The sequence below is a fragment of the Corynebacterium camporealensis genome, from assembly GCF_000980815.1.
GTDB lineage: Bacteria > Actinomycetota > Actinomycetes > Mycobacteriales > Mycobacteriaceae > Corynebacterium > Corynebacterium camporealense.
Map to the genome: position 1 here is coordinate 2,405,678 of NZ_CP011311.1, position 23,066 is coordinate 2,428,743.

Here is a 23,066-nt window from a genome sequence, read left to right on the forward strand (position 1 = left end):
ACTAGAAATGAAGACTTCCGGAGAGCACCGTGCTTAGCGCTGTACTGACCCCGGAGCACTCCCTGCTTTACACCTATGACTTCGGCGATAACTGGGAGCACACCATCACCCTGGTCAAGACCGATAAGCGCAAGCGGAAGAAGGCCACGCTTAACGACGCAGAAGGCCAGACCCCTCTGGAAGATTGCGGTTCCTACCCCGGCTGGGAAAACCTCCACGGCCTTACAGCGCAAGCCTATGCCCGCGATGTCCTGCCGCCTGCCAGCGAAGAGGCTTATCACCACTTCCTGGGTGATCTATCCCCGACAGAAGCGTGGGAGTTTGTCTCTGGTCTGGATGAGGTGCGCTTTAAGCAGCTCCAACGTGATACCAAGCGCGCCGACCCTTATCTCGAGCCCCTCAACAGCGAGGAGGATTTCGATGCCGCGGAGTTGATCGGCAAGGAGATCCGCGAACTCCTCGATGGCCTCAATCCCCCAAGCGACCTATTCCAGCCTCCGCGCACCCCGGATCTCGATGCCGTGCGCACTCACATCCGCAACGGCGAGCATCTCGAGGCTATCGCGGAATACCTAGCCAGCGATTACGTGGATCGGCTGGTTCATCACTTTCGCCAGCTTCCGAAGCGCACGCTAGACGATGCCCACCTCACCCACCTGGGCACCGCCCTGCAACGCGTGCTGCAGCTGGTAACTGGCGAATTAAAGACTTTCCACCGCACTGGCCGGAAAGATGTGGCCCAACAGCACAAGGTGGTAACTGCCGCAAAGCTGGGCAATATCCCGCTGGAGATGTTGGCTTATACGTCGTCCGGTGTGGTGAATTTCCTCATCGATACCCACCTCATTGAACCCGGCCGCTACCTGGAAACCACATCGCTGGGCCAAGGGATGCTGGACGCCTCGCCCGTGGAGGCCGCTCACTACTTCCTCTTTGTCCTGCCGCCATCGTTGGGCAGCGAGTACGCGATCTATACCGGGCTCCTCCTCGACGCCGCAGTAGGGGAGAAGGCCCGGCAAGATTTTAACGACGAGGTTCGCCTCACCGCCGATGACCTCGTCGCGTGGTTCGACTTCATTTTCTACACCTACGGCTTGCTCACCCCGGACCCACACGACAGTGACGAGTTAGTGTATTCCCCCGTCTGTAAAGCGTTGTGTCAGCACATTCTGCTTCACCTGGATGCGCAGCGCCTCCTGCCTGACGAAGGCTAAAGGCACGCCATACCGAAGTAGCTCAGGGTTACCCGTTTAACGGTTATCTATTGCTCAAAGGCCAAACTGTTGGTTGGATAAGAGTTATCCAACCAACAGATCGCATTCTAAGAACGGATAACTCTTAAGTGCCTACCCACATTGAACGACAATGGATGCCCGCTGACGGAACAGGCTTGTCACGGCGTGACAAAGCTGGCGGTACCTATGAGGCGTATGCCCCCGATAAACTTCGCTCACCTAAATGGCAGGTGGAGCCCGATATCGCTCGCTTTGCTGCGCAAGTTGAAAGGAAGATAGTCGACATTCGCCAGCTCCCTGCGTCCGGGCAGCTAGAGAGCATCGCTCGTCTGCTCATGCGTTCCGAGGCGATTTCTTCTTCCAAGATTGAAGGCATTGCTCCCAACGTCGACAAAGTGGTGCTCGCAGAACTTGCACAACGTGAGGACGTGCGTGGGTTTAAAGAAAGCGCTGAGGCTGTGGCTCGTAACCTTAGTGTGCTGCGTTCAGTGGAAGAATCCTTTTCCCGCGAGGATTCGATCACTCCTGAGCTTTTGGAACGTTTCCAAGCCGAACTACTTGGGAATACGTCTATCCCTACTGGAATTCGCACGCAACAAAACTGGATTGGAGGAAGCTCATGGACTCCTATCGGTGCTGAGTTCGTACCGCCACCTCCAGAGTATGTTCCGGACTTAGTAGAGGATTTGTGTGAATACCTCGAAGGCGCTCATCATGGTGCCCTCATTCAGGCAGCAATTGCGCACGCACAATTTGAAACCATTCATCCCTTTAATGACGGCAATGGCAGGGTGGGACGCGCGCTCATTCATGGAACGCTGTTGAGGCGTGGTTTAACTCAGCACACTATTCTTCCTGTGAGTTTGGTACTGGGGACATGGTCGAGCCGCTACGTCGCAGGGCTAACCGCCTACCGCGGCGGCGATGTCAACGCGTGGCTACAGCTGTTTCTGGAAGCTGCAGATATTGCTGTCGAGCAGGCGCGCATTCTTGCCCAAGAACTACAAGACATCCAGTCCGACTGGTGGCAACGCATTGAACAACACCGCGCGGCAGAAGGTAAGACTCGTGCGCTTCGTAACGACTCCATCGAAGCCAAGCTACTAGCAGGCATGGCCTCGCATCCGATCATCACCGTGACGACCGTCGAACGCCTTTACGGCACGAAGGCCACCAATGCCCGTAAGGCGCTAGATAGCCTCAAGGCCGCAGGGATTGTCCGAGCCAAAGTCATCGGCAAAGGCGGTGTCATCGGCTACTACGCTGACGATATTCTCGACCTCATTACGCACGAGGATCGTCAGCTCGCTAGTAGCCAATTCGACACCAGATTGTCCCCACCAGGGGAGAGGGCTGCCCCGGCACGACGAGATTAAGCGTCTGCGTAGGGGTCGGGCAGGGCGAGGTACTGGACCTCGGTGTACTCGTCGAGGCCTTCGGCGCCGCCTTCGCGGCCCATGCCGGATTGCTTGACGCCGCCGAATGGGGCAGCAGCGTTGGAGATGACGCCGGCATTAAAGCCCATCAGGCCGTACTCGAGGCCATCAGCCAGGCGCCAGAGGCGGTTGGTGTCTTCGGTAAAGACGTAAGAAGCCAAGCCGTACTCGGTGTCGTTGGCGATGCGGATTGCTTCCGCTTCGTCCTTGAAAGTAATAATCGGTGCGACGGGGCCGAAGATCTCTTCTTGGGCAACACGCGCGGTGCGGGGGACATCGGAAAGCACGGTGGGCTGGTAGTAGTAGCCCTTGCCCTCTAGGGCCTTGCCACCGGTGACGACGGTGGCGCCTTTGTCCACGGCGTCATCGACAAGTGCGGTGATGTTGTCGAGTGCCTTCTTCTCAATCAGTGGGCCGCAGGTGGACTTCTCATCCATGCCGTTGCCGACTTCGAGTGCGGCGATCTTCTCGGCGAACTTCGTGGTGAATTCCTCCGCGACGTCCTCGTGGACTAAGAAGCGGTTGGCGGCGGTGCAGGCTTCGCCGATGTTGCGCATTTTCGCACCCATGGCACCTTCGACGGCCTGGTCGATGTCAGCGTCGTCGAAGACGATGAACGGTGCGTTGCCGCCGAGCTCCATGGAGGTGCGCAGAACGTTGTCTGCTGCACCCTTAAGCAAGGTCTTGCCGACTTCGGTGGAGCCAGTGAAGGAGACTTTGCGGAGGCGGGCATCGGCAAGCAATGGCTCCGAAATGGCCGAGGCCGAAGAACCAGAGACCACGTTGAGCACGCCTTCTGGCAGGCCCGCATCGAGCATGGTCTGGGCGAAGTACTGGGTGGTCAGCGGGGTGAGCTTCGCTGGCTTGAGCACCATCGTGCAGCCGGCAGCAATCGCCGGGGCGACCTTGCGGGTGCCCATCGCCAACGGGAAGTTCCAGGGGGTAATCAGCAGGCAAGGACCGACCGGCTTGCGGCGGGTAATCATGCGCAGGCTGCCTTCCGGAACGGTGGCGCTGTGGCCGTAGTCGCGGACAGCTTCCTCGCTGAACCAACGCAGGTATTCCGCACCGTAGGTGACCTCACCGCGGGATTCGGCAATCGGCTTGCCCATCTCCAGGGTCATCAGGGCGGCAAAGTCTTCGGCGCGCTCGTGGACGAGGTCGAAAGCACGGCGCAGGATATTAGAACGCTCGCGGGCGGAGGTGCGCGCCCAGTCATCCTGGACGGCGCAGGCGGCATCGAGGGCGGCCTTGGCGTCGTCGGAGTTAGCAGAGGACAACGTAGCGAGCTTCTCGCCGGTGGCAGGGTTTTCTACGTCGAAAGTCTCACCAGACGTAGCATCCACCCACTTGCCACCGATGAGTAGTTGGGTAGGAACCTTAGCTAGCAATTCGGAAACGTTTGCGGTCATGTCGACATCCTTTCTGTAGCTATACAGTCGCCAGGCTACGCGTCGAAGAGTCAACTGGACACGCGGTCTTAAATACTCGCATATTCCTCCCAACCCGTATATTTAACTCAAGTCACAGAAGTGCTCAGGTTCAACAACAGTGAACTCGGGCGTACACCGAAACTCAGAAGGATCTCGATGACCAACCCACAGAGCACACCGCAGATCTCCGCAAAAGAACGACGCCGCGTTGTTGCGGCCACCACCATCGGCACCGCCATTGAGTGGTACGACTACTTCCTCTACGCCGCCGTGGCTGGCCTGGTCTTTAACCAGCTCATGTTCGGCCCCCTGGAGGGCGGCTTAGCGACGATCATTGCCTTCCTCACCGTCGGCCTGTCCTTCCTCTTCCGCCCACTGGGTGCATTCCTGGCTGGTCACTATGCCGACCGCTTTGGCCGCCGCGTCGTCCTGGTGGTCACGCTCTTTGCCATGGGTGGCGCCACGACGCTGATTGGCCTGCTACCCACCTACGACACCATTGGTGTGTGGGCGCCCATCTTGCTAATTTTCCTGCGCATTATCCAGGGTATTTCCGCTGGTGGTGAGTGGGGTTCCGCCGTCCTCATGGCGGTGGAGCACGCACCCGTCAACAAACGTGGCCTCTACGGTGCCGGTCCCCAGGTGGGTGCGCCGGCCGGCCTGCTGATGTCCTCGGGCATGCTGTCGCTGATGAATGTCATCGCACCTGGCGATGCCTTCATGGAGTGGGGCTGGCGCGTACCCTTCATCTTGTCCTTCGTGCTACTGATCATCGGCTACCTCATCCGAATGGGTGTCGATGAGTCTCCCGTCTTCGAAGAGCTCACCGAGCGCAAAGAAGAGGAAGTCTCCAACCCAATTGCGGTGCTGTTTAAGAAGTTCACCCCGCTGGTCTTCATCGCCGCGCTGATTTACGCCGGTAACGGCACTATTGGCTACATGACCACCGGTGGCTACATCCAGAACTACGCCACCGACCCGAATGGACCACTGGCCATGGACCGCGGCGACGTGCTCAACGCCGTGACGCTGTCGGCATTTACGTGGGGCCTGTTTACGCTCTTTGCCGGCTATATCTCGGACTACATCGGCAGGCGCACCACCTACCTCATCGGCTTCGTGCTGCTGGCTGCCGCAGCCGGCGCGCTCTTCCCGCTGGTCAATACCGGCAACCTGTTCCTGATGTACCTGGCGCTCATCCTGGTCACCGTCGGCCTGGGCCTGACCTACGGCCCGCAGGCAGCCTGGTACGCCGAACTCTTCCCCGCACCGATTCGTGCTTCTGGCGTCTCGATTACGTATGCCATCGGCTCCATCCTGGGTGGTGCTTTCGCCCCGACGATTGCCGCCAGCCTCGTCGAAGCCACCGATACCACCTGGGCGGTTACCGGCTACCTGGTCACAGCGTGCGTCATCGGCTTTATCACAAGCTTCCTGCTCCGCGACCGCAAGGGCATTGAACTTAGCCCTGAGCACACCGCTGAGCAGTCCCGCAACCACTTCATGGTGGGCGCACGCTAGCTAACGCACAACGCTTTCTAATTCTTCCGTCTGCGCGGAGAATTCCAGTGCATTCTCCGCGGATAATTGACGCAACGCGAATTGGCCGTACATGTCACCGAGTTCCTCCGCGGTATACGGCCCGTCGGGGGAGTACCAGATCGATACGCCCATACCCATGTCGATGAGCGCCCAGCAGGCAATTTTGACATCGGGGGCACTAAACACGCCGGCATCCATGCCTTCGCGCACCACATTCATCCAGCGGGCGACGTAGTCACGGCGCAATTGCTTAACGACGCTGCGGTGCGGCTCCTCGAGCGAATTAATCGTATTGTTCACCACGCGCACGCTTTGCGCGCTGGTGCTGTGGAAGACCACGTGAGCGCGCATCAGGGCACGCAGTTTGTTCTCCGGTCCGGTGACACCGGCTAATCCTGCGGCGTTGACGCGCAGGAGGTCTTCCATTCCTTTAATGGAAACTTCCGCTAAAAGTTCCTGCTTAGAGCTGTAGTGGTTGTACAGGCTCGAGGCACGCATGCCTACTGCCTTGGCGATATCTTCCATACCGGTGCCGTGGTAGCCCAGCTCATCGAAAAGCTTGAGCGCAGCATCGGCGATCTGTTCGCGGCGTCGGGGATTAGCCACAACGAGTCCACCTTTCTGGGATAGGGGGTGCTTGACAGGTCGTGAGAGGCCGGTCACAATGTCATACTAATAGTGATTCGTTAAACGGAGGTTACCATGTCCCAGAACCCATTTTCTCCCACGATTGATTTCCTGGGGGTATTCGACTCCCTCTCGGAGGAGGATTACGCCGCCTGGCAGCGTGCTCATTCCTTCCGGGAGGACTGTCTGCCCATCATCAACGATGCGTGGCAGAAGTCCGAATACCCGCTCGGTCTCGTGGGTCGACTGGGGGAGCTGGATTTGCTTAGCGATGGCCTCCCAGTCCCCGGCAAAGACAAAGACTCTGAGCTGGCAGCCGGGCTCATGCTCATGGAAGTCACGCGTGCCGATGCCTCCATGGGTACTGTCATCGCAGTGCAGGGCGGCCTGGCGATGCGTTCTATCGACATGCTGGGCAGCCAAGAGCAAAAAGATAAGTACTTACCCGCCATGGCCAAAGGTGAGCTCCTCGGCGCATTCGGCCTGACCGAACCGGACCACGGCTCTGATTCTGTGGCACTGGAGACCACCGCCGTGCGTGATGGCGACGAGTTCGTCCTTAACGGTGAAAAGAAGTGGATCGGCAACGGTGCCTCCGGCGGCATCACGATTATTTACGCCCGCACCGAAGACGGCGATGTTTCCGGTTTCATCGTTCCGCAAAACACCCCAGGCTATAACGCCGAGGTCATCGAGGGCAAGCTCTCCCTGCGTGCAATTCACCAAGCACACATCAAACTAGAAGACGTCCGCATTCCGGTGGCTAATCAGCTGCCCGGCGCGCGTACCTTCAAAGACACCTCCCGCGTACTGAAGGCCACCCGCATCGGTGTCGCCTGGATGGCGCTGGGTTCCGCACTGGCTTGCTACGAAAAGGCTCGCGAGTACGTCTTAGAGCGCCAGCAGTTCGGCCGCGAACTAGCCAAGGCCCAGATCATTCAGCAGCGCCTGTCCAACATGGTGGTCGACTTAAGCCAGATGATGCTCACCTGCCGCGAGGTGACCACACGCGATGCCGCCGGCACCCTGCAGCCTGAACAGGCCTCGCTGGCCAAGCTGCACAACACCCGTGCTGCCCGCCGCATTGCTTCGGATGCCCGCGACATGCTCGGCGGCGTCGGCATCCTGTTGGAGAACGACATCGCCCGCCACTTCGCCGATGTCGAAGCCATGCACACCTACGAAGGCACCGACACCGTGCAGTCGCTCATCATGGGCAAGAAGATCACGGGCTTCTCCGCTTACAAATAAGGTGCTAACCTGTAGCTGGACGCCCCGGTGTTGCCTCTGTCTCTAGGACATGCACCCGGGGCTTTGACTTTGCCAAGACAAGAAAACGCGCCCGGCAACAATCGCTGGGCTCGTTTCTACGTCTTTGCTTCGCAACTAATTTTTAATTGCGCAGCGGTTTGCGGGTGGCCGCCATGTGGGCGGTGCGCTCGATGTTGGCGGGCCAGGTGAGGGTGGGGACGACGAAGTCGATTTCGCGGTCGCAGTACTCGTCGAAGGTGAGTTCTTCGATGTCGGTTTCGGCGGTGTACTGCTTGACCAGTTGCTTGATGATTGCGTGGTCGTTGTCGGTGGTGTCCTCGAGTGGCCAGTCCTTATCTAGCGCAGAACCGCTGGGTGCTGCCTCGGGCTTGTACAGCGGGAGGAGGGTGTTGGGGCGGGGGCTGTAGTCATCGGCAAGCGTTTCTGCTTCCTTAATGGCCCGGGCGAGCACGTGCTGCGCGGACATGAGGATGACATCCTCGTCGCGCAGGGCTTCAGTGTCGCGGGCCAGGAAGGCATTCGGGGCGGGCTTGGCCGAGGCGATGAAATCGAAGGCGCGCTGGTAGTAGTCCTCGTGGCCGGCGAGGTAGTTGCGCTCCAGCATGGCGACGGTGCCGTTCCAGCCAGGGTAAAGACCGACGTTGCGCTCTGGGAAACCAATCTTGGCATCGGCGTGTGCGACCAGGCGGTCGCAAGCCATGGCGAGTTCGCCACCACCGCCGAGTGCCACGGAACGCACCGCGCCAACAATGGGCAGGGGTGCGTTGCGGAGTTTCCTCATCGTCTGCGAGCCGTCGGTAATCAGCTCGCGGATGCGGTCGACGTCGCCTTCCTCGGCAGCCTTTGCGATAGACGGCAGGTCAGCGCCCGCGGAGAAGGCGCGTGCTTCATCATTGCCGATGACCAGGGCGCGAATATCGTGCTCGTCGACGCTGTCAATGACCTCGCGGAGGAAGGCCAGCGCGCTAGTCGGCAGGGAATTGAGTGGGGTGTGCAGGTCGATGATGCCCACGCCATTGTCCAGGCGGTGGAGGCTGCCAGCGTCGGTTTTAATGACGGTCTTAGCACCCTCGTCGAGGAGACCTGCCAGAGTGACGACCCCGGCGCGCGGTGGGTAGTCGACGACCTCGCCTTCGGTATTAAGAACCTTGTCCGTATCCGGGTAGAAGCCATCCTGGGCCTTGCCCAGCAATTCCGGCACGTCGTTGCCGTAGGCTTCGCGGACCCAGTCGAGGCCAATGCTGTCGGCGAGGGCGAAGATGCCCTTCTTCCAGCCGAAGCCGAGTTCGAGGCCTTCGTCGATAAGCCCGACGTGCTCAGCGATCTCTGGTGCGACCTCGCAGCAGTAGCGCAGGGTCTCCAGAAATACCTGGCGGGCGAAGCGACCGGCAGGGGAGTCGGTCTCCATGACGGCGCGGGGTTCTTTGTGCTCGAGGGCCGGATCCTCCGGCTTGATGCGCTCGCGGTAGGTGTAGTCAGCGGTGATGGTTTCACCCCGGCCGCGGTAGAAGCCGCCTTCGCCGGTACGGCCAGTCAAGCCGCGTTCGACCAGGCCAGCGATGAATTCGTCCTTGCCCAGCGGTACGTCGAAGAGGCGGTCGTTCTTCGGCAGGGCACCTTCCAGGGAACCCCAGATAGGCTTGACCAGCTGCAAGCCGATGAAGTCTAGAAGGCCATAGATACCGGTGCGCGGGATGCCGAAGGGGCGGCCGAAGGCGGCATCGGCAAGCTCTGGCTCCAGGTCGTGATCCCTGGCTGCCTGCACGCCTGCTGCCATCCAGAAACAGCCCACGCGGTTCGCGATGAAGCCCGGGGTGTCGCGGCAATCCACCGCGGTCTTTCCCAGCTGCTGGTCAATGGCGGTGCGCAGCGCCTCGCGGGTGTCGTCGTTTTCAGCGATGAGCTCAACGAGCTGCATGACCTTCGGCGGGTTGAAGAAGTGGGTGATGCCAAACTTCTCCGGGCGCTTGATGCCCTCCTTGAGCTTGGCCAGCGGCAGGGTAGAGGTATTCGAGGTCAGGAAGGCATGCTCGCTTAAGTGCGGCTCAACCTTGGCGTAAAGCTCATGCTTGGCGTCGATGTCTTCGAAGATGGCCTCGACGACCCAATCGACATCCTCGAGCAGGTGCAGGTCCTCTTCGGTGGAACCAATCTGGATGTTGCCAGCGTGCTCCGGGTGGTAGAAACCGCGGCGCTTGAGCTGGATATCCACACCCTTCTGCGCACCCTCACGCTGGACGTCAAGCAAAACGACGTCGAAGCCTGCGGAAGCCATCAACGCGGCAATACCCGAACCCATCGAACCCGCACCAACGACGGCGGTCTTGGTAATCTGCGTGCTCATTTATGCTGCCTCCTCGTTTTCGATGATGATGGCAATGCCCTGGCCACCGCCAATGCACATGGTGACCATGCCGTAGCGCTTGTTTAGCCTGCGCAGCGCGTAAAGAATCTTTGTGGTCAAAATGACGCCGGTCGCACCCACCGGGTGACCGTGTGCCACCGCGCCGCCATAAATATTGGTCTTCTCCGGGTCCAGGCCCAGCTCATCTTGCACGGCAATGGCCTGCGCGGCGAAGGCTTCGTTGGACTCGATAAGGTCGATGTCCTCGATGTTCAGACCCGCCTTGTTCAGAGCCTTCGGTACTGCGGCGATAGGGCCTAAGCCCATGCGGGTGGGGTCCACACCAGCAATACCCCAGCTGACCAGGCGGCCGAGGGGTTGTACATCATGCTTGGCGATGTCATCCTTGCCCGCCAGCACCACCGCCGCCGCACCGTCATTGATGCCGGAGGCGTTACCGGCGGTGACGGTGCCGTCCTTCGCGAAGGCCGGCTTGAGCTTAGCTAGCTTGTCGACGCTGGTATCGCGAACGTGCTCATCATGGCTGAAGGTGCCGCGCTTGGTCTCCACGGCAACGATTTCCTCATCGTGTACGCCTTCTTCCTGCGCCTTGGCTGCACGGCGCTGGGACTGTGCGGCAAAAGCGTCCTGACGCTGGCGGGAAATGTCGCGGTCCTGGGCAACATTTTCTGCCGTAACGCCCATATGTCCGGTACCGAAGGGACAGCTCAACGCGCCGGTCAGCCAGTCATAGAGCTTGCCTTCGCCCATGCGCTTGCCAAAGCGTGCACCTTCGACGGAGTAGGGCGCCTGGGACATGTTCTCCACACCAGCAGCGAGTGCGGCCGTGGCATCGCCGTCGCGAATCTGCTGCGCGGCGCTAATGATTGCCTGCACACCAGAACCGCACAGACGGTTGACGTTCATCGCGATGGAGGAGTCCTCCATGCCTACGCTCTTGGCAATCTTGCGGGAGATATAAAGGTCGCTCGGCACCACCGGCAGCACATTCGCCACCACTGCAGATTGCAGCTCATTCGGCTCAAAACCCGAACGCTCAATCGCCTCTTTTGCGGCAAAAGAACCTAATTCCTCCAAGCTAAACTTGGACAAAGAGCCACCAAACTTACCAATTGGCAACCTAGCAGCTCCCACAAAGTACACGTCAGTCATTCATAGTCTCCTTCACAATACGAATCACTATTCGTTTTGCGAAGTAGCCTACGTCACAATTGAGATCCGTGCAAGGGTTCCGCGCTCGCATGTTTCACGTGAAACCTCTCTACCCCCGCAATGGTGGCGGCGATCTCATTGGTGTCTGGAGGTGCTACAGTAAACGGCATGCTGAAGATCAACACTGCAAACTGGTGGTGGCACGCGTAGTACGCGGGCCGATTTTTCGCATGACATTTAGGGCTCGCATCTGCGGGCCTTTTGGCGTTTTCGACGCCCTACAGCTCGCGGACTGAGCAAACTTGAAATAATAGATTAAACGACAGAAATTAACTTTCCGCGAAAGGGCAGACATGCCATTTAGTACTGCGAAGCGCGCTATCACGTATAGCACTGACGCTTCCGCTATCTTCGATACGCTGGCCCAGCCGCAGGACACATTGTTGCTGGAAGCAGCTGATATTGAGTCCAAGAAGAATCTGCAATGCCTGGCTATCTTGCAAGGTGCACTGAAGGTCACGTGCCGGGGACAAGAAGTCACCGCGAAGGCCCTCACGCCGGCGGGCGATGCACTCTTAGAAGACCTCCGTTCGCAATTTGCTGAGCGCGAGATTGCTGCCGATGACCGCAGCGTCACCTTCGGCTTTGAATTCTCCACTGCAGTCGATGAGCGGGAGCGTCTGCGCGATCACTCGACGGCAGATATTTTGCGCGCACTGCAGAATACCGAGCTTTATGGCTCCGACTCTTTGCCCTTCTTAGGCGGTGGTTTCGCCTTTGATTACCTCGCCACCTTTGAGCATCTGCCGGAGGTAGAGGAGGGGATTAATGATTATCCCGATTACGAGTTCGTCGTTGCCGAGACACTGTTGCGCCTGGACCACCTGAATGAGACTGCAGAGTTGGAAGGGTGGGGCATCGATAAGCAACAGCTCGATGCAGAACTCGAGCGCCTGGCCGAACTGGCAGAGAACCCCCAAGCACCCAAGCCGGCACCGCAACTAGAGCACCTGCGCGCAACCGCCAGCATTGATGACGCGACTTTCCGCGGGCAGGTCACCGAACTGCAGAAAAACATTTACAACGGCGATATTTATCAGGTTGTCCCGGCGCGCGCGTTCACGATGGATTGCCCGAGTGCGTTTGCGGCTTATCGGCAGTTGCGCGAGACGAACCCGTCGCCGTATATGTTCTACGTGCGCGGTGCAGATTATGAGCTTTTCGGTGCTTCGCCGGAGTCGAATCTGAAGTTCAGCCCGGAGAGTAGGGAAGTGCAGCTGTATCCGATTGCGGGTACGCGTCCGCGCGGGCTGAATCCGGATGGCAGCATCAATCATGAACTGGATATTCGCAATGAGCTAGAGATGCGCACCGACACCAAAGAGGTCGCGGAGCACACCATGCTTGTGGATCTTGCCCGCAATGATTTAGCGCGCGTGGCCGTGCCGCAGACCCGCCGCGTAATGGACCTGTTGCAGGTGGACCGCTACTCCCGCGTGATGCACTTGGTTTCCCGTATTGCGGCGAAGCTGCACCCGGATTTTGATGCGCTCGATGCGTATCGCGCGTGCATGAACATGGGCACGCTGACTGGTGCGCCGAAGTTACGGGCGATGGAGTTGATTCGGGACGTCGAAAAGCAGCGGCGCGGTTCTTATGGTGGGGCCGTGGGCTACTTGCTTGGCGATGGCGCCATGGACAACTGCATCGTTATCCGCTCCGCTTTCGTGAAGGAGGGCCAAGCCATCGTCCAGGCTGGCGCCGGTGTGGTGCGGGATTCCGTGCCCCAGGCCGAGGCCGATGAGACCCTGCACAAGGCTTATGCCGTGCTGCACGCGATTGCCCAAGCCCATGGTTGCCAGCTGGAGGTGCAACGATGAACAACCCGCACGTGGTGCTGATCGATAACCACGATTCCTTTGTCTACAACCTAGTCGATGCGCTTGCTGGCTTTGAGACCACGGTCTTCCGCAACACCGTCAGCGTCGATGAGGTGCTCGCCGCCAAGCCGGACATCATTTGTTTCTCGCCTGGTCCTGGCTACCCCGCGGATGCCGGCAACATGATGGCCATCCTCGACCGCGTGCTCGGCGAGATCCCGGTCCTGGGCATCTGCCTGGGCTTTCAGGCCCTGCTGGAGCACTTCGGCGGCACCGTGGAGCCCTGCGGTCCGGTGCACGGTAAGTCCTTAGCAATGACGCTTTCCGATGCCGGCGCTCATCACCCTGTCTTCGACGGCCTCACCGTGGACAAGGAGCCGGACCATCCCGAATACGTCGGCACACAAGTTCCCGTGGCTCGCTATCACTCGCTCGGTTGCACGAACCCACCGGAAGAGCTACGCGTACTCGCCACGACGGAGACCGATATCGGCGATGTCGTCATGGCTGCCGAAACCCACGACGGAACGGCGTTTGGCATGCAGTACCACCCGGAGTCGGTGCTCTCACCAACCGGGCCCATCATGCTCGAGCGCTGCGTTACACAACTTGCGAAGAAACTTCAGTAGAGAGGAACCCTATGTCTAACCCGAACGCACTGGCCACGCTGCAGGCTTTCCTGGATAACCCGGAGCCCAGCATTGAAGAAGTTATTGAGGCATTTAGCCCGCTGACCGTCGGCGACTACGACGATATTGAAATCGCGGCGCTCTTGGTGCATATCCGCACCCGCGGTGAGACCTTCGCCGATATTGCGGGCGCTGCAAAGGCTTTCTTGAAGGTCGGTTACCCATTCCCGATTACGGGTGAGGGTCTCATGGACTCCGCCGGCACAGGTGGCGATGGCGCGAATACCATCAACATCTCTACTGCGGCTTCGCTTGTGGCCTCGGCTGGGGGAGTGAAGATGGTCAAGCACGGCAACCGCTCCGTGTCCTCGAAGTCTGGTTCCGCAGACGTGCTTGAGGCACTCAACATTCCACTGGACCTTGATTCCGAGCGTGCCGTTCGCCAGTTTGAGGCCTCCAACTTCACCTTCCTCTTCGCCCCGGCCTACAACCCAGCCGTCGCCCACGCGCAACCGGTGCGTAAGGCGTTGGGCATCTCCACTATCTTCAACACGCTCGGCCCGTTGCTCTCCCCGGCGCGCCCCAAGCTGCAGATCATGGGTATTGCCAATCCTGCGCAGGGCCAGCTGATTGCAGAGGTCTTCCGCGAGCTCGGCCGTGACCGCGCACTCGTCGTCCACGGTGCTGGCACCGATGAGATTGCCACCCACGGCACCACCCAGGTCTGGGAGCTTCGCGATGGCGAAATCACCAACTACACCATTGAGCCAGAAGACATCGGTATCGAGGGCCACGAGCTCTCCGACCTCGCCGGTGGCGACGGTGACGAGAACGCCCAACTCATCCGTGATGTCTTCGCCGGCAAGGGCAAGCCCGCGCATCGCGATGCCATCGTTGCCAGCGCCGGTGCGATGTTCTACTTGGCGGACAAGGCGGCATCGATAAGCGAAGGCGTCGACAAGGCCCGCTATCTCATCGAGAGCGGGGACGTGGACGCATGGTTGAACAAGCACGAGGAGGCCGACTATGGCGGATAAATTGCCTACTGTTCTCGAGGGCATCGTCGCGCAGCGCCGCACGCACCTACCTGCTATTCGTCAGCGCCTGGCCCACGTGGACTTAAGTTCGCTGCCACGTTCGGAGCGTTCACTTTACGATTCCCTGCGCGGGACCAACCGCTTCATCATGGAGTGCAAGTCCTCCTCGCCTTCGCTGGGTCTGATTCGCGAGCACTACGAACCCGGCGCGATTGCGCGCGTGTACTCCCAGTACGCCTCGGGCATTTCCGTGTTGTGCGAGCCGGAGCGTTTCGGCGGCGACTACGACCACCTGCAGACCGTCGCGATGTCCACGCATCTGCCGGTGCTGTGCAAAGACTTCATCATTGACCCCATCCAGGTCTACGCCGCGCGCTACTTTGGCGCGGATGCCATCCTGCTCATGATGTCCATCGTGGATGATGAGACCTATGGGGAGCTGAAAGCGCTTGCCGATGACCTCGGCCTCGACGTGCTCACCGAAGCCATTACCCGGGAAGAAGTCCAGCGCGCCGTGAACTTCGGCGTGGATATCATCGGCATTAACAACCGCAATCTCCACGACTTGAGCATCGATCTCAACCGCACTGCGGAACTCTCCGAGTTCATTCCCGATGACAAGGTCGTCGTCTCCGAGTCCGGCATCCGCAACAACCAGACGGTCCGTCGCCTGGGCGCTTACTCGCACGCTTTCCTCGTCGGTTCGCAGCTGACCTCTCAGCCGTACATCGACCGCGCTGCCCGCGAACTGGTCTATGGCCACAACAAGGTCTGCGGCCTCACAACCCGTGGTGCCGCTCAGGCCGCACGCGCCGCCGGTGCCTTCTACGGCGGACTCATCTTCGCCGAGGGTTCCCCGCGCAATGTTTCACGTGAAACCGCTACGGACATCATCGCGCACGAGCCGGACTTGCAGTACGTCGCCGTCACCCGTTCCACCGATATCGCAGAGATCAAGGAGCTCGCCTCCATCGCCGGTATTGCTGCCATCCAGTTGCACGCGCCCTACCAAGGTAGTGCCGAGGCCGAGCAAGCATTGCTTGACGATGTCCGCCAGACCCTAGGGGAGAGCGACATCGAAGTCTGGCGCGCCATCGACATGAAGAATGCGGAAGGCCCGCAATGGGCGAGTGCTGTGGCACCGGGCGTCGACAAGCTTGTTCTCGACTCCGGCAGCGGCGGCACCGGCACCACTTTCGACTGGAACACTGTGCCTGAGGATGTGCTCGCCAAGTCGCTACTTGCCGGCGGTATTGAAGCAGAGAACCTCGACGAGGCGCTCGCCGTTGGTACCGCGGGTGTCGACCTTAACTCAGGACTTGAAAGCGCTCCTGGCACCAAGGACACTGGCCTTATTGCACGAGCTTTCAGCATCATTCGGACTTACCACGATTAACCACTTGGATTAACCACTCAGAAAGGAATGGCGATGGCTGTTTCACGTGAAACTAGGGAAACGTTGCTTCCCGCGTACTTCGGAGAATTCGGCGGGCAGTTCGTCCCTGAGTCTCTTATTCCGGCTCTCGATCAGTTGGAGAAAGCCTACGTCGACGCCATAGAAGACCCGGAGTTCCGCGAAGAACTCTCCCGTCTTCTTAAGGATTACCTCGGCCGCCCGACTCCACTGACTGAAGCCACGAAGCTCGGTGGCAAGGCCCGCATCTTCCTCAAGCGCGAGGATCTCGTCCACGGCGGTGCGCACAAGACCAACCAGGTCATTGGTCAGGCACTGCTGGCGAAGCGCATGGGCAAGACCCGCATTATCGCAGAGACCGGCGCCGGCCAGCACGGCACCGCTACCGCACTGGCGTGTGCGCTGCTGGACCTCGAGTGCGTGGTCTACATGGGCGCCAAGGACGTGGCCCGCCAGGCACCGAACGTCTTCCGCATGGAGCTCATGGGCGCCAAGGTCGTTCCAGTCGATACTGGTTCCGGCACCCTGAAGGACGCCGTGAACGAAGCACTGCGCGACTGGACCGCTACCTTCCACGAGTCCCATTACCTGCTCGGCACTGCGGCCGGCCCGCACCCATTCCCAACCATCGTGCGCGAGTTCCACCGCGTGATTTCCGAGGAGGCCAAGCTTCAGATGCAAGAACGCATCGGCGGTCTTCCGGACCTCGTCGTCGCGTGTGTCGGTGGTGGTTCGAATGCCATCGGCATGTTCGCGGACTTCATTGACGAAGAGTCCGTCGAACTCGTCGGTGCCGAGCCCGGCGGCGAAGGTCTCGACTCCGGCAAGCACGGCGCCACGATCAACAACGGCACCATCGGCATCCTGCACGGCGCGCGCTCCTACCTGATGCGCAATGCCGACGGACAGGTCGAGGAATCCTACTCGATCTCCGCCGGCCTGGACTACCCAGGCGTGGGCCCACAGCACGCGTACCTTTCCCAGTCCGGTCGCGCGAAGTACCTCGGTATCACAGACGCCGAAGCACTCGAAGCCTTCCAGTTGCTCTCCAAGCGCGAGGGCATCATTCCGGCTCTCGAGTCTGCCCACGCTCTGGCATACGCGCTCAAGCGCAAGGACGAAGACATCAACATCCTCGTCTCGCTTTCCGGCCGCGGCGATAAGGACATCGCACACGTGCGTCAGACCCTCGAAGACAATCCCGAACTGGTTCTCAAGGAGGACAAGTAATGAGTAACCGTTACGAAAAGCTGTTTAGTGAGTTGTCCTCCAAGGGGGAGGGCGCATTCGTCCCCTTCATCATGTTGGGCGACCCAACTCCGGAGGCAACCCTCGATATCGTGCGTGCTGCCGTCGCCGGCGGTGCCGACGCACTGGAACTCGGCGTGCCTTTCTCCGACCCAGTTGCCGATGGCCCGACCATCCAGGCTTCGCATATCCGCGCACTCGATGGGGGAGCAACCGTCGATCAGGCACTCGATCTGGTGGGCAAGATTCGCGAAGAGTTCCCGGACCTCCCACTGGGCATGCTGATCTACGGCAATGTTCCTTTCACCCGCGGACTCGAGAAGTTCTACTCCGAGTTCGGTGAGGCTGGCGCCGACAGCATTCTGCTTCCCGATGTCCCCGTCCGCGAGGGCAAGCCCTTCATCGAAGCCGCCGACAAGGCTGGTGTCGATCCCATCTTCATCGCCCCGGCACGTGCGAGCGAGCGCACCCTCGAAGGTGTTGCTGCCATGTCCAAGGGCTACATCTACGCCATCTCCCGAGACGGTGTCACCGGCACCGAGAAACAATCCGAAACTCTTGGCCTCGACGAGGTGGTCGCCAACGTCAAGAAGTTCGAAGGTGCTCCGGTACTCCTGGGCTTCGGTATCTCCGAGCCACACCACGTCGCAGAAGCTATTGCAGCGGGCGCGGCTGGTGCCATCACCGGTTCTGCTATCACCAAGGTGATTAACGAGCACGTGGACTACACTCCAGGCTCCGCTGGCAGCATCAAGGACCCAGAAGCCCTTGCTTCCGATATTGAGAACTACGTGCGTTCCATGAAGGAAGCAACCCGTAAGTAGCGTTCAGGTTTCACGTGAAACCACAAAAAGTCCGGCTCTCCAAGAAGGAGGCCGGACTTTTCCGTTAGGGAAGGGGCGAGAATTTAAGACTCTGCGGAAGCCTTAGCGTTAGCGTCCTCTTCCTCGAGATCGTCAATCTTGTCGCGTGCGAAGCGGTCGACAATCATGGCGATAGCGCCGTCGCCGGTGACGTTGGCTGCGGTACCCACGGAGTCGATAGCGATGTAAGCGGCAATCATCAAAGCCACCATGCCGTCGTCGAAGCCCATCATGTCGGAGAGCAGACCAACGGCAACCATCACGGCGCCACCCGGAACGCCCGGGGCAGCAATCATCATGATGGACAGCAGGAAGACAAAACCGATGAGAGTACCGGTGCTGATGTCCATGCTCGTCAGGTAGATGACAGCCATCGCGTAAAGGGTCAGCTTGATCATCGAACCAGACAGGTGGATGGTAGCACACAGCGGAATCACGAAGCCGGCGACCGGACGCGTGATGCCGTTCTTCAGTGCGGCTTCGTGAGTAACCGGAATGGTCGCTGCCGAGGAGGAAGTACCCAGCGCGGTGAAGTACGCCGGAGCCATGGTCTTCAGTGCGGAGAACGGATTACGGCCTGCAATGGCACCAGCAATCAGGTACTGCAGGAACAGGTACACCAGGGTCATAACAACCGAGAGGATGAGCACCTTCGCGAACGCGGAGAGCACCGAAGTCAGGTTGCCGTTCATACCCAGAGACAGGAACATGCCGAAGATGTAGATCGGCAGCAGCGGGATAACGAAGCCCCAGATCACCTTGACGACAACGTTCTCGAGTTCCTTGGTGACGGTGTAGAGGGTGTCAGACTTGACTGCCGTCATGGCAACACCAATACAGAAGGAGAGCAGCAGTGCCGTCATCACAGCGAATGGCGGGTCCATCTCCACTTCGAAGTAAGGTGCAAGCGCGCCTTCATCGATGTCCGCGACGTTGGTGTCCAGAGTGTTATTGCCCAACAAAGTCGGGTAGAGAACCCATGCCAGAGCCAGGGAGATCATGCCGGCGATGACAGTAGAGCCGTACGCAATACCCGCGGTGAAGCCGAGCCACTTACCGGCACCGCGACCCAGGCCGGCAATCGCCGGGGCGATGAGTGCGAACACCAGAACCGGGATGAAGAAGTTCAGGAAGTTACCGAACAGGCCGTTGAAGGTGGCAAAGAGTCGGCCGAACCATTCCGGAGCAAACAAGCTCACGATGATGCCGAGGATGATCGCTACGATGATGCGGAACAGTAGCGACCCCGTGAATTTTTTCATTACTATCACTAGTCATTTCTTGTGGTTTGCCCCATCCACACGAGAGAGATTAGGGCGGTTCCAGAACGTGTTACCCAGCAATATTATCTATCGCTCGATATGTATGGCATATTACCGCACATGCACATAAATCCCATGTTCAGGCCACCCCTAGTAAGTGCCCCTATAACAGCCCCTAGTGCCTAATTTCTTTCAACGGCCGAGGGGATTAAGATGATGTCCATGCTTGCTGTTGGAATCGTCTTCTTCGTCCTCGCCGCCATCCTGCTTATCGTTGGTGGACTCGCCGCAACCCGGAAACTTCCGGGCAACAGTGTCGTCGGGCTTCGGTTGGCGGAGATCCGTAAGTCGCGCGAGGCGTGGGACAACGCGCATGCAGTCGCCGGCCCGTTCTGGATGCTCGGTGGCGTGGCGCTGATCTTTGGCGGCATCGTTGCTCTCAACGCCATGGGGTGGATGTGGCTGATTCCGGCAGTGACGTTCATCGTCGCCATCCTCGCGCTGTCGATTGGTTCCAACCTTGGCTCCCGCGCGGCATACCTTTACGATCAGGCACACAAGGCTGAAGAAGGTTGCGGCGACTCCTGCAACTGTGGCTCTGGCGGCTGCGGCGGTGGCGAGGCCGAAGCACAGCAACCGGCAGTTGATATTGACGCTCTGCGCAAAGCAGCCAAGAACGCCGATCAGTAGTAGCGCTAGGGAAGTGGCGATGACCCACTAACCCTCGCCAATTAAGACACAGTGACTTTAATGAACAAGCTAGTTTTATAGCTACGAATAAAGTCACTGTCTTTTTTATCCCATAACAGGGTTTACTAAGCATTGCCTAGCCAATCATTGTTGAGGCCGTGCTTTATGTTTTAACGAAACAGTAACAGTCAACGTCTTAGACATAATGTGCGTGACAAGCAAGGGGCCTGTCGGGAATAATAGTTCCTATGAAGAAAATGTCTACCATTGCCGCACTGTCCGCCACCGCACTCGTACTGACCGCGTGTGCGAACGATGAGGCTGCCGAAGAAGTCACCACCGACGAGAACACGGTAACCGTTACCGAAGACGCCGACAACACCGAGGCTAACGACGAGACCGGTGCAGCCGCAGCATCCGATGATGCCAACACTAACGATGGCAACCAGAACCCACTGGACGAACAGGCCATCGAGTCCGCGCTGGAGGAGGCTGGTTACCAGCGCGCCGGTGACGACATGGAGAAGATGGACGGCAACATCAAGTTCTCCGTGGACGTTGACCACGACTCCATTGAAGGTGAAGTCGATGAAGACAACGGCAACACCGAGCTTCAGCCGCACTACGACACCCTTCTGAATGATGTTGCAGAAGCGGTTGCCGATCAGGAGTTCGAGGGCACCGACTGGGACGAGATCGAGACCTGGCTGCGAGACAACTCCAACTCGCAAGATGCCAAGAACACCATTGGCTCTTGGGAGCTCGAGGCTGACGCCGACCAGGATGGCGACGACAACCAGATTCAGTTCGAGATCGAGCACATCCGCTAAGACTCCTCCTTCACGGATGAACTGCGGTTCAGTTGGGCAGGGATCTTCCCCACACTCAACTGGACCGCATTTTTTAATTCAGAATCTCACCGGAAAAGTTACTAGGGTAGTAGTCATGGCTAAATGTTCCCGTCGTATGTTCCTCCTCGGCACCGCAACCACCTTTGCCGGTGCGTACCTTGCCGCTTGCGGCTCCCAGCCTTCTGCTGAAATCGCTGCAACTGAAATTCCAGTTGGCTCCGCTAAGATCATTGACAACGTCATCTTCGCTCAGCCGGAGGAAGGCGTGTTCAAGGCGTACTCGCAGACCTGCCCGCACCAGAACAACCTCATCACGGAGATTGATGGTGACGTCGCAACCTGCACCGCGCACTTCACCTCCTACAACCTCTCTGACGGCAGCGTCATCGAAGGCCCAGGCCGCGATCCGCTGACCGAGTATGAAGTCACCGAAGAAGGTGGAACCGTCAAGACGGTTTAAGCAAGGTTTCACGTGAAACATTGCTGGGGGAGCGGCGCTAGAATGCAAGCATGTTCCAGCGCCTCAGAAATGTTGACCCCCTCATAGTCCTCATCATCGCCGCCGTCCTCGTCGCCATCGTTGCGCCGGCGAGGGGCGGCTTTGCTGATCTCTTTGACACTCTTACCAACATCGCGATTGCGTTGTTGTTCTTCCTCTACGGTGCGCGCCTCTCACCGCAGGAGGCATTGAGTGGTCTGAAGAACTGGAAGCTACACCTGACGATTCTGGTGTTCACGTTCGTGCTGTACCCGATAGTCGGTGTGGCGTTAAAGCCGTTGGAGTCGCTGACTGGCACGTCGCTCTACTTAGGTATTTTGTATCTGACACTCGTGCCGTCGACGGTGCAGTCCTCCGTGGCGTTTACCTCGATTGCGAAGGGCAATATCGCGGGAGCGATTGTCTCAGCATCGGCATCCAACTTGTTGGGCGTGCTCTTTACGCCTTTGTTGGCGATGCTGCTCATGGGCGCCAGCGGTGGAATCCACGTGGACTCGTCGGTCTTCATTGAGATTGCCATCCTGTTGCTTCTGCCTTTCGCGGTTGGTCAGCTCACCCGACGCTGGGTGAAAGACTTCGCGAAGAATAAAGGCACCAAGGTCGTGGACCGAGGTTCGATCGCGATGGTTGTGTATGCGGCTTTCTCCAAGGGCATGGTTGATGGCATCTGGAGTGAGATTTCCTGGCTCCAGTTGCTCTTCCTGGTGGTCTTCTCCGCAGTGCTGGTTGCGTTCATGCTGTGGATTACGCGCAAGCTCAGTAGCTGGCTGGGCTTTAGTCGTGCTGACACCATTGCGATTGAGTTCTGTGGTTCGAAGAAGTCCTTGGCTACTGGCTTGCCGATGGCCTCGGTCATCTTCGCCAGTGGTGAGGTCTCGTTGGGTCTGTTGATTCTGCCGCTGATGATTTACCACCAGGTGCAGTTGATGATCTGTTCGGCACTGGCAGCCCGCTACGCCCGTGCGGGAGCAGGTGACTAGACTCGGTGGGCATGAGTCAGTACCTGTATATGAAGACCACGCTGAGTGTTCCCGGTGTGGGCAGTGCCGTCCACGTCGCCGAGATGCGCGAGCAGGACGCGACTAGCTGCACGATGCTGCGCATGGTGGCACTCGACCCGAATGAGGCGGTGGCAGGCATCGCGACACCGGCGGCATCGAAAGGCAATGCGGATACCCCGCAAGAGGTCGTGCCGCATCCGAATACCTACGACAACTTCCCGGATATCAGCGCAGAGCAGGTCGCGCAGGAAGAGTTCGAGACGCTGTGGTCGGAAGCCGTCGCTAAGTTTGGCGAGCTGTCTTAGAAGACCAGATTAACCAGCACCATGTAGAACCCTGTTCCGACGAAGATGGACAGGGCAACGCTGTTGCGCCACTTGTGAATGGCGAAGGTGACGACGGCAGCCAGAAGGGCGGCGAACAGGCCGCCGGGGGCGCTGGCTTGGCCGTAGAGGGTGTAGACCACGAGTACGACCATGACGCCGACGGGCATCATCATGCCGAGTAGGCCGAAGAATTGGCTGTTCTTCATCACGCGCACGAAGCTGAAGGGCAGCTGCCGCAACAGGACGGTGACAATGGCGACGGGGATGAGGACGCTCCAGACCATTGCCGGGGTGACATCGACAG

At 59.1% G+C, this 23,066-nt stretch carries 21 protein-coding genes; 15 read left to right on the plus strand and 6 right to left on the minus strand.

Translation table 11 applies throughout. The features are described from left to right. Positions 1–29: 29 nt before the first annotated feature. Entirely contained in the window at positions 30–1,214 is a 1,185-nt protein-coding gene (locus UL81_RS11205) for an IS1096 element passenger TnpR family protein (protein ID WP_035106158.1), read from the plus strand. 128 nt (positions 1,215–1,342) lie between these two features. After that, positions 1,343–2,611, plus strand: a complete 1,269-nt coding sequence (locus UL81_RS11210; protein ID WP_144407192.1) for a Fic family protein — start codon at positions 1,343–1,345, stop codon at positions 2,609–2,611. Here the strand turns inward: UL81_RS11210 and UL81_RS11215 are convergent. After that, the gene (locus tag UL81_RS11215; RefSeq protein ID WP_035106156.1) at positions 2,608–4,083 is read right to left on the minus strand and encodes an NAD-dependent succinate-semialdehyde dehydrogenase; all 1,476 of its coding nucleotides are present in this window, start codon (positions 4,081–4,083) and stop codon (positions 2,608–2,610) included. The genes UL81_RS11210 and UL81_RS11215 overlap by 4 nt on opposite strands. Before the next feature lie 177 nt (positions 4,084–4,260). Here UL81_RS11215 and UL81_RS11220 point away from each other — a divergent pair, with 177 nt between their 5' ends. Continuing rightward, positions 4,261–5,625 (plus strand): MFS transporter, encoded by a 1,365-nt coding sequence (locus tag UL81_RS11220; RefSeq protein WP_035106154.1) that lies wholly within the window; start codon positions 4,261–4,263, stop codon positions 5,623–5,625. Here the strand turns inward: UL81_RS11220 and UL81_RS11225 are convergent, their stop codons facing one another. Then, positions 5,626–6,252 (minus strand): TetR/AcrR family transcriptional regulator, encoded by a 627-nt coding sequence (locus tag UL81_RS11225; protein WP_046453610.1) that lies wholly within the window; start codon positions 6,250–6,252, stop codon positions 5,626–5,628. Between the two features lie 96 nt (positions 6,253–6,348). Here UL81_RS11225 and UL81_RS11230 point away from each other — a divergent pair, with 96 nt between their 5' ends. Then, the gene (locus tag UL81_RS11230) at positions 6,349–7,524 is read left to right on the plus strand and encodes an acyl-CoA dehydrogenase family protein (RefSeq protein WP_035106152.1); all 1,176 of its coding nucleotides are present in this window, start codon (positions 6,349–6,351) and stop codon (positions 7,522–7,524) included. 142 nt (positions 7,525–7,666) lie between these two features. Here UL81_RS11230 and UL81_RS11235 read toward each other — a convergent pair whose 3' ends face one another. Together UL81_RS11235 and UL81_RS11240 are read right to left on the minus strand one after the other, a co-directional pair. Continuing rightward, positions 7,667–9,889, minus strand: a complete 2,223-nt coding sequence (locus UL81_RS11235) for a 3-hydroxyacyl-CoA dehydrogenase/enoyl-CoA hydratase family protein (protein ID WP_046453611.1) — start codon at positions 9,887–9,889, stop codon at positions 7,667–7,669. After that, positions 9,890–11,062 (minus strand): acetyl-CoA C-acyltransferase, encoded by a 1,173-nt coding sequence (locus UL81_RS11240; RefSeq protein ID WP_035106150.1) that lies wholly within the window; start codon positions 11,060–11,062, stop codon positions 9,890–9,892. A gap of 353 nt (positions 11,063–11,415) precedes the next feature. Here UL81_RS11240 and UL81_RS11245 point away from each other — a divergent pair, with 353 nt between their 5' ends. Genes UL81_RS11245 through trpA form a run of 6 tightly spaced genes read left to right on the plus strand, consistent with a single transcriptional unit; the run spans position 11,416 to position 18,094 of the window. Further along, positions 11,416–12,942: an anthranilate synthase component 1 gene (locus UL81_RS11245; RefSeq protein ID WP_035106148.1), complete on the plus strand. Its 1,527-nt coding sequence runs from the start codon at positions 11,416–11,418 to the stop codon at positions 12,940–12,942. Further along, positions 12,939–13,571 (plus strand): anthranilate synthase component II, encoded by a 633-nt coding sequence (locus UL81_RS11250; protein ID WP_046453612.1) that lies wholly within the window; start codon positions 12,939–12,941, stop codon positions 13,569–13,571. Before UL81_RS11245 ends, UL81_RS11250 begins: the two co-directional genes overlap by 4 nt. Positions 13,572–13,582: 11 nt before the next feature. Further along, a complete protein-coding gene (trpD, locus tag UL81_RS11255) occupies positions 13,583–14,608 on the plus strand; it encodes an anthranilate phosphoribosyltransferase (RefSeq protein ID WP_035106146.1) in 1,026 nt (341 codons plus the stop codon). Next, positions 14,598–16,004: a bifunctional indole-3-glycerol-phosphate synthase TrpC/phosphoribosylanthranilate isomerase TrpF gene (gene trpCF, locus UL81_RS11260; RefSeq protein WP_035106144.1), complete on the plus strand. Its 1,407-nt coding sequence runs from the start codon at positions 14,598–14,600 to the stop codon at positions 16,002–16,004. Before trpD ends, trpCF begins: the two co-directional genes overlap by 11 nt. Before the next feature lie 33 nt (positions 16,005–16,037). After that, positions 16,038–17,252, plus strand: a complete 1,215-nt coding sequence (gene trpB / locus UL81_RS11265; protein ID WP_035106141.1) for a tryptophan synthase subunit beta — start codon at positions 16,038–16,040, stop codon at positions 17,250–17,252. Then, positions 17,252–18,094, plus strand: coding sequence for a tryptophan synthase subunit alpha (trpA, locus tag UL81_RS11270; RefSeq protein ID WP_035106139.1), 843 nt, complete (start codon positions 17,252–17,254; stop codon positions 18,092–18,094). Before trpB ends, trpA begins: the two co-directional genes overlap by 1 nt. Before the next feature lie 83 nt (positions 18,095–18,177). Here the strand turns inward: trpA and UL81_RS11275 are convergent, their stop codons facing one another. Next, complete coding sequence (locus tag UL81_RS11275; protein WP_407921713.1) at positions 18,178–19,395, minus strand: dicarboxylate/amino acid:cation symporter; 1,218 nt, start codon at positions 19,393–19,395, stop codon at positions 18,178–18,180. Positions 19,396–19,617: 222 nt separating this feature from the next. Here UL81_RS11275 and UL81_RS11280 point away from each other — a divergent pair, with 222 nt between their 5' ends. From UL81_RS11280 to UL81_RS11300, 5 genes are all read left to right on the plus strand, one after another. Continuing rightward, positions 19,618–20,085 carry an SdpI family protein gene (locus UL81_RS11280; protein ID WP_035106228.1) on the plus strand — a complete coding sequence of 156 codons (468 nt, stop codon included), beginning with the start codon at positions 19,618–19,620 and terminating at the stop codon, positions 20,083–20,085. 248 nt (positions 20,086–20,333) lie between these two features. After that, on the plus strand, positions 20,334–20,915 hold the full coding sequence (locus tag UL81_RS11285) for a hypothetical protein (protein WP_035106136.1): 582 nt from the start codon (positions 20,334–20,336) through the stop codon (positions 20,913–20,915). 115 nt (positions 20,916–21,030) lie between these two features. Continuing rightward, a complete protein-coding gene (locus UL81_RS11290; protein ID WP_035106134.1) occupies positions 21,031–21,396 on the plus strand; it encodes a Rieske (2Fe-2S) protein in 366 nt (121 codons plus the stop codon). Between the two features lie 50 nt (positions 21,397–21,446). After that, a complete protein-coding gene (locus UL81_RS11295; RefSeq protein ID WP_035106133.1) occupies positions 21,447–22,415 on the plus strand; it encodes a bile acid:sodium symporter family protein in 969 nt (322 codons plus the stop codon). A gap of 11 nt (positions 22,416–22,426) precedes the next feature. Continuing rightward, positions 22,427–22,741 (plus strand): hypothetical protein, encoded by a 315-nt coding sequence (locus UL81_RS11300; RefSeq protein WP_035106227.1) that lies wholly within the window; start codon positions 22,427–22,429, stop codon positions 22,739–22,741. On the opposite strand, the gene UL81_RS11305 is transcribed toward UL81_RS11300, so the two are convergent. Then, positions 22,738–23,046, minus strand: a complete 309-nt coding sequence (locus tag UL81_RS11305) for an AzlD domain-containing protein (protein WP_046453720.1) — start codon at positions 23,044–23,046, stop codon at positions 22,738–22,740. The genes UL81_RS11300 and UL81_RS11305 overlap by 4 nt on opposite strands. Between the last annotated feature and the right edge of the window lie 20 nt (positions 23,047–23,066).